11 protein-coding genes are annotated in these 10,840 nt (G+C 59.0%); 6 read left to right on the forward strand and 5 right to left on the reverse strand.

Features of this window, described 5'->3' with window-relative positions:
• Positions 1-37 precede the first annotated feature (37 nt).
• From ETAA8_RS02950 to ETAA8_RS02970, 5 genes are all read left to right on the forward strand, one after another.
• The gene (locus ETAA8_RS02950) at positions 38-1,459 is read left to right on the forward strand and encodes an FHA domain-containing protein (RefSeq protein ID WP_145084650.1); all 1,422 of its coding nucleotides are present in this window, start codon (positions 38-40) and stop codon (positions 1,457-1,459) included.
• Positions 1,460-1,891: 432 nt separating this feature from the next.
• Positions 1,892-3,958, forward strand: a complete 2,067-nt coding sequence (locus ETAA8_RS02955; RefSeq protein ID WP_145084653.1) for a serine/threonine-protein kinase — start codon at positions 1,892-1,894, stop codon at positions 3,956-3,958.
• Between the two features lie 97 nt (positions 3,959-4,055).
• Positions 4,056-4,991: a hypothetical protein gene (locus ETAA8_RS02960; RefSeq protein ID WP_145084656.1), complete on the forward strand. Its 936-nt coding sequence runs from the start codon at positions 4,056-4,058 to the stop codon at positions 4,989-4,991.
• A 42-nt stretch (positions 4,992-5,033) separates the two neighbouring features.
• On the forward strand, positions 5,034-5,675 hold the full coding sequence (locus tag ETAA8_RS02965) for an RNA polymerase sigma factor (RefSeq protein ID WP_238397664.1): 642 nt from the start codon (positions 5,034-5,036) through the stop codon (positions 5,673-5,675).
• 76 nt (positions 5,676-5,751) lie between these two features.
• Complete coding sequence (locus ETAA8_RS02970) at positions 5,752-6,168, forward strand: hypothetical protein (protein WP_145084658.1); 417 nt, start codon at positions 5,752-5,754, stop codon at positions 6,166-6,168.
• 18 nt (positions 6,169-6,186) lie between these two features.
• Here ETAA8_RS02970 and ETAA8_RS02975 read toward each other — a convergent pair whose 3' ends face one another.
• The 5 genes from ETAA8_RS02975 to ETAA8_RS02995 all read right to left on the reverse strand — a co-directional run bounded on the left by ETAA8_RS02975 (position 6,187) and on the right by ETAA8_RS02995 (position 9,136).
• Positions 6,187-6,573, reverse strand: coding sequence for a VOC family protein (locus tag ETAA8_RS02975; protein ID WP_145084661.1), 387 nt, complete (start codon positions 6,571-6,573; stop codon positions 6,187-6,189).
• A gap of 176 nt (positions 6,574-6,749) precedes the next feature.
• Positions 6,750-7,055, reverse strand: a complete 306-nt coding sequence (locus ETAA8_RS02980; protein WP_145084664.1) for a hypothetical protein — start codon at positions 7,053-7,055, stop codon at positions 6,750-6,752.
• Positions 7,052-7,243, reverse strand: coding sequence for a hypothetical protein (locus tag ETAA8_RS02985; protein WP_145084667.1), 192 nt, complete (start codon positions 7,241-7,243; stop codon positions 7,052-7,054). Before ETAA8_RS02985 ends, ETAA8_RS02980 begins: the two co-directional genes overlap by 4 nt.
• Before the next feature lie 115 nt (positions 7,244-7,358).
• On the reverse strand, positions 7,359-7,811 hold the full coding sequence (locus ETAA8_RS02990) for a hypothetical protein (protein WP_145084670.1): 453 nt from the start codon (positions 7,809-7,811) through the stop codon (positions 7,359-7,361).
• Positions 7,812-7,891: 80 nt separating this feature from the next.
• Entirely contained in the window at positions 7,892-9,136 is a 1,245-nt protein-coding gene (locus ETAA8_RS02995; RefSeq protein WP_145084674.1) for an outer membrane protein assembly factor BamB family protein, read from the reverse strand.
• Positions 9,137-9,338: 202 nt separating this feature from the next.
• Here ETAA8_RS02995 and ETAA8_RS03000 point away from each other — a divergent pair, with 202 nt between their 5' ends.
• Positions 9,339-10,799: a serine hydrolase domain-containing protein gene (locus tag ETAA8_RS03000; RefSeq protein ID WP_145084677.1), complete on the forward strand. Its 1,461-nt coding sequence runs from the start codon at positions 9,339-9,341 to the stop codon at positions 10,797-10,799.
• Positions 10,800-10,840: the final 41 nt, after the last annotated feature.

The following is a 10,840-nucleotide window of genomic DNA, read 5'->3' on the forward strand; positions in this document are numbered from 1 at the left end:
GCGGTGCTTGTATTTTCGTATTTGTCTGGAACGAATCATGTTTGCTGCGTGGCGATTCAAGCTGAAGGAGGCCGAAACTGCGCTCCAGCAAGGCCGGCTTGAAGATGCGGCCACGCTGCTGCAGCAATCCGACTTACTTACTTACCTTCCCATTAAGCAACTCCTGGCGCAGGTGGCAATTGCGGTCGGTAAGCGGGGGATTGAACGAGCGCAGCGCGGGGAATTCGACTCTGCCTGGCGAGATCTGGAACTGGCCCGGGTGTGGGGCGGCGAAACCAACGAGTTTCAAACTGCACAGCGGAGCATCGTCGATGCGGCGCTCGCGGAAGTCGTCCACCATCTGGCCGCTGAGGATTCGACCGGTGCGCAGCAGCGGATCGATGCGCTGGCGCGTCGGCAGGTGAAGGGCGTCTCGCTCGATACGCTGCGCGAAGTTGCCCGCCGCTTGCAATCGGCGACAAAATTGCGCGAGCGGGCCCAATTTGCCGAAGCGCTCGAGCAACTGCAGGCAGCTGCTGCGTTGCGGCCCGATCTGCCGGCGCTCGACGACCTGCTAAGGAAAACTCGTGAGGCAGCCGAACAAGCCCGGCAAGTGCAGGAGCAGTTGCACGTGGCGCTCGCGGCCGCTGATTGGACACAAACGCTGGCCCTCTCCGAACAGCTGCTGCAGGTTTCTCCGCAGTGTCGCCTGGCGCGCAACGCGCGGCGGCAAGCTTGGGCCGAAGTGGGCGGAAAACTGGGGGATTCGCGCGTGGCGCGCGAAACGCAACCCTGGGCTTCGTCGCTACTGGGTGGCAAAGAAGATTGCGGCGTCGTGCTGGCGCGCGGGCCCCGCTTCTTGTTATGGGTCGATGCCGTTGGCGGTTACTTAGTTTGTCTGGCAGATGAAGTTGTCATCGGTCAGGCACATCCGGGCAATCAGGTCGATGTGCCAATCCAGGCCGATATTCGCCGCCGTCATGTCAGCATTAAACGCCAGGGCGAAGGTTACGTCCTTGATCCACTCGCGGCGCGCGATTCACAGATTAGTGCCATGTCGACTCGGCAAGGGCGCGTGCGCATCGATGGCAAAGACATTCGCTCCCCCGTGCTATTAAACGATGGAGACGAGATTGAACTCGGCGAAGGCGTCAAGCTGCGGTTTCGCAAGCCGCACGCACTGAGTGCTTCGGCCCGATTGGAGATTCTCAGCAATCACCGGACGCACCCCTTTGCGGATGCGGTGCTGTTGATGGCAGAGTCGGCGGTGCTCGGTCCAAAGTGGCAGAATCACGTGATCTGCCGCGACTGGGCTAGCGACGTAGTGCTTTATCGCCAGGAGGAGAACCTGTTTTGCCGGGCCATGCAGTCACTCGAAATCGACGGCCAGCTGCAGGAGGGTCGTGGCCGCCTGAATGTCCGCTCCCGAATCGTCGGCCCTGATTTTTCGCTCAGCTTGGAACCCGTCGAAGTTGCTTGATGTGTTTTCCGCACTCTTTTCGCCCCTGCCCCTGCGGCAGGGGTTTAACGGCTTTTGCACTATTTAAGCACTGCTGGAAGGCTGTAGTGCAAAAGCCGTTAAACCCCCGGAGCAGGCCCGGGGGCGTGCCTGCGACGATCGTTGCCAACTTGTTCATTTCCAAGGAGTTGTGAAACGAACTAACGACCAGACGTGTATTATGAAGGAGAGTTTGACACGCGCCGCTCGCCTGTGGTTGGCAGCTTGAGGGAAATCGTCCGCGGATTCCCGCCAAGATTTGCGGCTGCGCAGCGAACACCTGAAGAGCGAAACGGGTCTTGCCACTGACGGCAATGCGATTCCGCCCGGGAGGGAGCACAGGATTGTTTGACCCTGGGGTTGATCCCCGGGATTCCATCCCAGGAACACTCCTTCGCGTAAGAAAGTGGACCGATGACTTTGCGAGCCGCTACCATGCCCGCCGATGCCGATAACGACAAGCGCGATGCAGCAGCATCTGCCAAGCCGGCTGGTGGCATTAAGTTTACGTTTGCCAGCGGGGTTCGACCGTTCGATGGCTACACGCTGAAGCGCGGCATTGGCCGCGGCGGGTTCGGCGAAGTCTACTTCGCCACGACCGATGCCGGCAAAGAACTCGCGCTCAAGCACGTTGAGCGCAATCTCGAGGTCGAGCTGCGCGGCGCAAGCCAGTGCCTCAACCTCAAGCATCCGAATCTAATCGACCTGTACGACATTCGTTACGACGACCACGGCGATGCCTGGATCGTGATGGAGTATGTCGTCGGCCCCAGCTTGAAGGACGTGCTCGACCGGAATCCGAACGGGCTGCCGCGCGATCAAGTCGAGTTCTGGTTCCGCGGCATCGCGGCCGGCACTGCCTACCTGCACGACAACGGCTTGATCCATCGCGATTTGAAGCCGGGGAACATTTTCGAAGATCAGAACTACGTCAAAGTGGGCGATTATGGTCTGTCGAAATTCATCTCTTGCAGTCGGCGCAGCGGCCAGACGGAAAGTGTCGGCACATTCCATTACATGGCCCCCGAAATTGGCAAAGGCGTGTACGGAAAAGAGATCGACATCTACGCGTTGGGGGTGATCCTGTACGAACTGCTCACGGGTCGCGTCCCTTTTGATGGTGAAAGCAGCCAGGAAATCATCATGAAGCACCTGACGGCCGATCCTGAACTAGCGGCTGTTCCGGTGGCCTATCGCGCCGTGATTCAACGGGCCTTGCTCAAGGATCCCGACAAGCGCTTTTCGAATGTGGCTGAAATGCTCGCGGCATTCGGCAAGGTGATTGATGGCACTGCCAAGCTGGCTGCGCCAGCCGGACAGTCGCCGATGTTCACCGCGGTTGCTGTTTCAACCGAAGCGCCGCTTTACATTGGGGACGACGAACGCGAAATGCAATTTGGCCCCATTCAACCAGGCAAGAAGGGAAAAGTCCCCGCGGCAGGCAACATCCGCCAGCCGGCAACTCCCGCGCGCATGAGCGTGGTCCCAGTTCCGCCGCGCGAGCCGATTGCAGCTGCCGTTCGAGCGGGAGGCAGCAACCTCGCGCAGTGGTGGAATCAAAGCAGCTTGAATACGCCGGTCAAGGTCGCCTTGATCCTGGCGGTCACGGTGCTGGCCGTGGTGAATGGCTTCTGGCTTGGGCCGGTTCTGGTGGCGCTGGCCGCGGTGTACGTTCTGTATCTGGGCGTGCGGATGCTCGCGCTCGCGGGCAAATCGACCTCGCCGATTCCGTCGCCCGAAGCAATGCGTCCTCTGCCACAGCGGAAGACATTCAACCTGGAAGTTCACGGCCGTCATGCCCTGGCGATGAAAACCGCCGGCGACCGTGTGGGCGAACTGTCGGGCTCAATGCTTTCGGCGGCGATTATCTCGGCGATCCTCTGCCTGCTGATGCTTGTCGTCAACGGCGAGAACCTGCAACAAGGTGGCGTCAGTACTTGGACGTTTTACGCCTGGCTCACGCTCACCAGCACCGCAGGCTCTTGGTTGGCGCTATTGGCCGGCAAGTTCTGGGAGCCGCGCTCGGGCGAACAGATGAAGCGCCGCTTTACTCAGGTCGTGCTCGGCCTGGTCCTGGCGACGCTCTCGTTCGGGGCAGCCCAGTTGTTGATGATTGGCGGCGCTTATGGTCACTCGTTTGCCGCCCGAGACATCAGCGAGTCGCTGGCCAGCCCGGGCATGTACAGCTCGACGGGTGTGCCCGCACTTACGGCGTTCCTGGCTTACTTCACTGCCGTCTTTACGACGATTAGTTGGTGGAAACAGACCGATCCGCTCCGTAGTTCGCGCCTGCAAATTGGGCCACTGGCCGTGACATTGCTGGCCGCCTGGTTGTGGAGTTTGGCTTGGCCATTTCCGCAGCCGTGGGGCGTGATGCTCGCGGGGGCGATCTCGATCAGCGTGCAACTCTCGGCCTCGTGGCTGACGCCGCAAGATCGAATGTCGCTGCGGCAGAACGTGCTACGAAACTTGATTGGCTAGCGAACCTCGTCCTCGCGCCGCGTTCGTGGCTTGACCGCGCGGAGCTTGATGAGCACGATCGATTCAGAAGATTGAAAGTTGGATTAGGAACCTGGTTATGGAACTTATCATCGTGGTCGCCTTGGTCTGCTTAGGAATTGCCGCGCAGCCCTTTGCTGCGCGTCGTTTGTCCCCCGTGGTCCAAAGCACGCTGGGGTCGCTCTGCGTGGGCATTTCGCTCGTCCTCACCGCGCTCGTTGGCAGTGGCCTTGTGCAATTGCCGCAGCCAATGATGGCCGGTGGTCAAGCACAGGCTGCCTTGCCCGATGTAAATAAGCCCGCTGTTCCCGAGGATGCATCGCCCAGCGCTGAAGGTTCGCCTGCTTCGCCAGCTGAGAAGCCGAGTGTGGTGCCGAATGACGAAAGCCGCTTCTTCGTTCCGCCCGAGCAAACACCAGATGGAATCAAGCTCTACACCGATGACGACGAAACGGTGATCATTCCGCCCGGTCGTCCGAACTGGGTCGGCCAGGCTCCGCAGCTCGAAGGGGCCATCCATTCGACAGCGGTTTGCTCCGATCCTTATGCCACCCATCAGCAGGCCATCCAAGCGCTCGACAAGAAGCTGGAAGTGGCCACTGCCGACTATATTCGCCAGCACTTGCAATCGGACCTCGCGCCGCAGTTGATCAGCTACGATGCCCGCCAGATTCATAAGCGACTTCTCCCGCCGCAGAATGTCTATCACGAGAAGATCAAAGTTTCGATCGGTCCCATGCACCAGGTTCACGCGCTCGTCGAGTTCTCGCCCGAGTTTCGCGAAGAACTCGACCGCCGCTGGAGCGAGTTGCGGGCCACTTATCGGCTGGCCGAGACCGGCATCGTAGGTGGTGGCGTGCTGCTGGTGCTGGCGACGATTTTTGGCTACTTCCGCCTCGATAATGCCACGCGCGGCTACTACACCAGTCGCTTGCAGTTCATGGCTGCCGCGGCAATACTAGCCATTGTCGGGACCAGCGCTTTGGTTTCGAAGTGGTGGATTTACTGGCTGTAAGCTGAGACGCTCGCTGTCTCTTTGCCCATTTGGAACACTGCGTTGTCCGATGCCGATACGCTGCTCATCGATCGAATTCGTCAAGGCGAAGCGGATGCTTGGACCGACCTGATCGCCCGGTATGAAGGACGCCTGCTCGCCTTTGTCGAAAGTCGCTTGGGTCGCCGCGCACCAAGTGAAGACATCGTGCAAGAAGCGTTTCTCGGCTTTCTCAACAGCTTGCCGAACTTCGACGGTAAGCGTCCGCTCGAAGGTTACTTGTTCTCGATTTGCGCCTATAAGTTGACCGATCACTTGCGCCGCGAAGGTCGCCGCCCGGCAGTGCCCCTGTCGAGCAGCAACGATTCATCGGGCGAATGGCACATTGCCGGCAGCGAACGACCAGCCAGCAGCATTGTCCGCAGCGGCGAACGCAAAGACATGGAAGAGCGGGCCGTCGCTGCTTCGCTCCGCGATCAGATCGAGCGCTGGGCCGAAAAAGGGGAATGGCAAAAGCTGATGTGTGCGGAGCTGCTCTTCGTCCGTGGCTGGGCCAACAAAGAAGTGGCAGAATCACTCGGCCTCTCGGAGCAGCAAGTCGCCAATTACAAGTTCGACTTCATCGCCCGTTTGCGGACCATGGTCAAAAAGCAGGAACTATCGGCCGAAGTCTTTCCCGAACTGGCCGACGAGGAACCGGCCTGACCGTAGCGTGGGCATTGGCCTCATCGATCAACAGGCTACGTGGGCTAAAGCCCACGCTACGAAAAGCGAAACCACCATGACTACTCCTCGTCGCCTGACCGATGCCGAACTGGAAGCCTATCTCGAAGAGACGCTGGCCGCGGAAGAGATGGCTGCAATCGAACACGAATTGCGCCAGCGGCCCGAGTTGCTGCGCCGATTGTCGACGATTCTCGGCCGCCGCGATGCCGGCCTGCATAGCGTCGGCGAGATTTGGCGGCGGCATCGGCTGAGTTGTCCGGATCGGCAGCAACTGGGTAGCTATCTGCTCGGCGTGCTCGACAACGAACATGCGAATTACATTCGCTTTCATCTCGATCAGATCGGCTGCCGCTATTGCCAAGCCAACTACGCCGACCTGCGCTCGCAGCAGGAAGAAACTCAGGAACTGATCGTCACCCGCCGCACCAAGTATTTTCAATCGACGGCCGGCCATCTGCGACAGACGCCGTAGTCGTTTTCGCGACCGGATCTATTGATCGCTGTTCGAATGCAGCGCGATCTTGTTCCCTTCGCTGTCGATGAGAACGGCGCGGTAACCGTGCGGGCCGATGGAATTGACCGGCTCGACGATCTTCGCCCCCAGCTGCTCGGCCTGCGCGACGGCATCACGAATGCGGCCATCGGCATTGAAATAGACCAGCAGGCCCGCGGTGGTGGATGCTTCGCCCGCGTTCTTTACCAGGCAGCCGCCGTTCCCATTCTCGTGATCGAGCAGTCCGAACTCGCCCCCGGGATACTCCTGCTTGGTCGCATTGTTGGCTAGGACGGCTCGATAGAACGCCAAAGCCCGGTCTAGATCTTGCACCGGAACATCGACCCACACCACGCGATTACGCTCGGAATTGAAATCGCTCATGAGCATTCACCTCGGAAGAAAAGGTTCAGCAAGCCGAGCCTGATTGTAACGACGGTTGGCTCTGTTCGACCACATCTGCTGGCCTCGTCGCGAGAAACGCGCTTGCCCTGTCCAAGCCCACCGACGCCACATTGGCCGCACCCTTCAGGGAACAGCGTAATAGGTAACGCGCCATTTCAGATTGTTCTAACTAGCGGTTTTCGGGACAGGGATGGATGCCAGTCCATCGGTCTCAGTTTCCGGTCGATCTGTTCCAGGGGCCAGAAAACTCCGCGCGCGATTTTGTCAGCCAAGCGGTAGTGGACCAAGTAGAATTCCCAGCCATCGTCAATGAAGTACTGATCTATCGGCTGCGGGCCCGGACCTTGCCACTTTGTTGCGATAGTTCCTTCCGGCACGACCAACGCCAGATAACCCCCCACGTACAGCATGGGTAGTAGCAGAATGATGACAGCGAAGATCGGCGCGGCATGTTTCTTCATGGCTTGCTGTTCTGCTGGGTATGAGCCAGACCAATCATCATCGACAGATAATCGATCGTGGCGATGACAGCAACCGCCACGATTACTGCGAGAAATGCGATTGCCATACCTCTTAAGGCCAGCAATGCTCGAGGGCGCTCGGCTGGTTCAGCGTGATGCAGCGGCGATTCGTAGGGATTCTGACTCATCGCCCAATTCTACCCGCTTACCAAAAGCCTCCTCCAGAGTTGTGGGGCAGAAAGTGATTTAGAACTGGCACGCATCCGGTAGCACAGTGCGGTTAGGTCGAGTTCCAACGAAGGATCACTTCTTACCATCGCTACCGCGCTGATAGGTGCTTTCCTCGACTCGACCGGCAACGGCAATCTTCAACTCCAGTCCCGTACGCGGAAAATCGTGGACCACAACACTTACGACCTGGCCCGTTTTTCGCTCAACAGTCACATAGATTCCCGCTCCAGCCGTCGAGTAGTGGGAAAATACGCTCTTGCCGACCCCTTCCTCAACCTCGATTGGGAGCAGTGAGGCATCTGTCGCATTGGCCCATTCATTCTTTTGCTTCGTGGCGAGATCGAAGTTCGCCTTTAACTTCTCCCACTTGTCGTGCTCCCAATCGAGTTCGATCAACACCTGCACAATCTTTTTCGCCTCAATATTTACGTCGGCAGCGACAAGCTGGTCGCCGCCGAACCATCGCAAGAGAGCAACACAGACGAGCGCGCATCGAACCGCGCGACTACGAGTGAATCGTTTCATGCCCTGCTCCAACGACCTTGCTGCCCACAACGCGTCAAAGACTCCCGACCCCAGCGAACCAGCACCTTGCGAACGCTCGACTACTTCGCCCCACCGAGCGCCAGCAGTTTGTCCTCGACGCGTAGCCAGAGCAAACCGCTACCGACGGCGGGTGTGGCGCTGCTCCCGCTGGGCAGTTTCATGCGGCCTAGCTCTTGGTACTCTTCGGCTGCGGCCAACACAACCAGTTCGCCGTCTTGCGACATGGCATAGAGTGCTTTGCCGACGCAAATCGGCGAGCCCGCGTAGTTGCCGCCGACGCGCTTTTGCCACACGGACTGGCCACTCTTGGCATGCACGCAGGAGACGACTCCCTGGTCGTTCCACAGGAACAGCAGGTCTCCCACGGCGATCGTGGTGGGCTGATGATTCACCATGCGATCCAGCCGATACTCCTCGGCAGCTGTCTCGCCATTGGGCCGCATAGCCACGAGAAACTTCTTCCCCCCGGCAAAGCCGCAATTGGCCAGGACCAGATCGCCAGCCACGATGGGCGAACCAATCGCCCGCTTCTCCTGATCGCGTTCGAAGACGTCCTTCTCCCAATTGATTTTTCCCGTCGTGGGATCGACGCTGGTGATTCCTTCGTGCCAACTTGAGAAGATCACTTCGTCTTTGCCTTGAGCGTTGCGAAACACGCACGGAGTGCTGTACGTGGCCTTCACTTGCGCCCGCGGAATCTTCCACGCTTGTTCGCCGGTGGCCGCCTTCACGCCGATCAGGAACGAACTCTCACCCTCTTGGTTGTTGTTCACCACCACTACATCGCCCACGACGATCGGGCTTGTGCCGCAACCGTGATTGCTCTCGAAACGTCCCAGGTCGTACTTCCACAATTCCTGACCGAGATGATCGAAGGCCAGCAGTTGCGAGCGCTCCTTGGCTTGCCAAATGGTGTACACCCGCTCGGCATCGCAGGCGGGCGTATTGCTCGCATACGAATTCTTGGCGTGCTTCTTTTCCTTCTCTAGCGGCCAACTCTTTTGCCACAGCAGCCCGCCCGAACCGGTGGAGTAACACAGCAGATACCGCTCCAGTTTTTGAGCGTCGGCTGCCGTGACAAACAGCTTGTCTTGCCAGATGACCGGCGACGAATTGCCCGAGCCCGGCAAGTCGATTTGAAAGCGATAATCCTTCTCGGTCCAAGTGGTCGGAATGCCCGCCGCCGTACTGAGGCCGGAACCATTCGGGCCACGAAAGCGATTCCATTCTTCAGCCCCACTGGACGCTGTGACGAGTGCGAGGGCAAGTGTGAGGGCGAAGCTGAAGATAAGGGTCTTGCGCATGGGTTTTTTACTGCCGTGGCGAGCTGGGAAGACAATCGTACCCAGTAAGATGCGTTGCCCGCGCGAGTTATTGAGCCGGTTTGCTCGGTTTTTGCCTCATATGCCCCCGCTGGCGTAGGGACTCTCACGGCGAAGTTGCCGGCCCGCGATGCGGTACACTGGCAACTGCAGAATATCGTTGCCCCATTTGGTGAGAATCGAAATGAAACTGTTTTCCTGCTTCGTGCTCCTCTTCGCAGGTTCCGTCGCACTGGCAGCCGATCTTCCTCGCAGTAGTCCCGAGGCTCAAGGCATCGCTTCATCCGCAGTGCAGTCCTTCCTCGACGAAGCGGACAAGGTCGATTCGCTCCACAGCGTGATGCTGGTGCGACACGGCCATGTGATCGCCGAAGGTTGGTGGGCCCCTTATCATCCGACTGCCCGGCACTCGCTCTTTTCGCTCAGCAAGAGTTTCACGTCGACCGCCGTCGGCCTGGCGATTGCCGAAGGGAAGTTGAACCTGGACGACGAAGTGTTGAAGGCGTTTCCCGACGACGCCCCGAACGAGCCGAGCAACAATCTCAAGTCGATGCGGCTGAGCGACCTGCTGCGGATGTCGACGGGCCATCAAACCGAGCCGCCGCGCACGGGCGAAGAAGCTTGGACGAAGATGTTCCTCGCGCATCCGGTGCCGTTCAAACCGGGGACGCATTTTCAATACAACACGTCGGCCACTTACATGCAGTCGGCTATGGTGCAAAAAGCGACTGGCCAGACGGTGCTCGAGTATCTTCGCCCGCGGCTGTTCGAACCGCTTGGCATCGAAAACCCCACTTGGGAACTGAGCCCGCAAGGAATCTCAACGGGCGGCTACGGCCTGAGCATTCGCACCGAAGACATTGCCAAGTTCGGGCAGCTCTATTTGCAAAAGGGGCAGTGGCAAGGAAAGCAGTTGGTGCCCGCCGCCTGGATTGAAGCCGCCACCGCTCGCCAAACTTCGAACGGCAGCAATCCCAAGAGCGATTGGGACCAAGGCTATGGTTATCAATTCTGGCGTTGTCGTAACGGGGCCTATCGTGGCGATGGTGCCTTCGGTCAGTATTGCATCGTGTTGCCCGAGCAGGACGCGGTGATTGCCATTACCAGTGGCTTGAAGGACATGCAGTCGGTCCTGAATATTGTCTGGGACAAACTATTGCCTGCGATGAAATCGTCCCCCTTACCGGCCGATGAAACAGCTGCGGCCAAGCTGACGAAGACGCTGCAAGGTCTCTCGCTGCGTCAACCCGTTGCTGCCGGCAAACCTGCTGCTGCGGCGGGCAAGAAGTTTGTGTTTGCCAGCAACGAACGGAAGTTGGAATCGATTTCGCTCAAGGCGGGCGAGAAGGAAAGCGAAACGATCTTAGAAGTGCGCATCGACGGCACCCCCCAACAAATCGTCTGCAGCACGGGACAATGGCAAAAAGGACGCCTTGCCTGGGGACCATTGCCGGCCCAACCCGCTGCCGCGTGCGGCGCCTGGACAGCTGACGACACGTTCACCGCCAAGCTTTGCTTTTATGAAACGCCGTTCGTGGCCACGGTGCAACTCAAGTACACCAACGACGAACTGCTGCTCACTTCGCAGTCGAACGTCGGCTTCGGCCCCAACAAAGGCTTCGAACTCGTTGGCAAGCCCGAGTAGCTGATCCCCGCAACAGCTGCTGCAAACTCCGCTCTTGTTGA

It is taken from the genome of Anatilimnocola aggregata (assembly GCF_007747655.1).
GTDB lineage: Bacteria > Planctomycetota > Planctomycetia > Pirellulales > Pirellulaceae > Anatilimnocola > Anatilimnocola aggregata.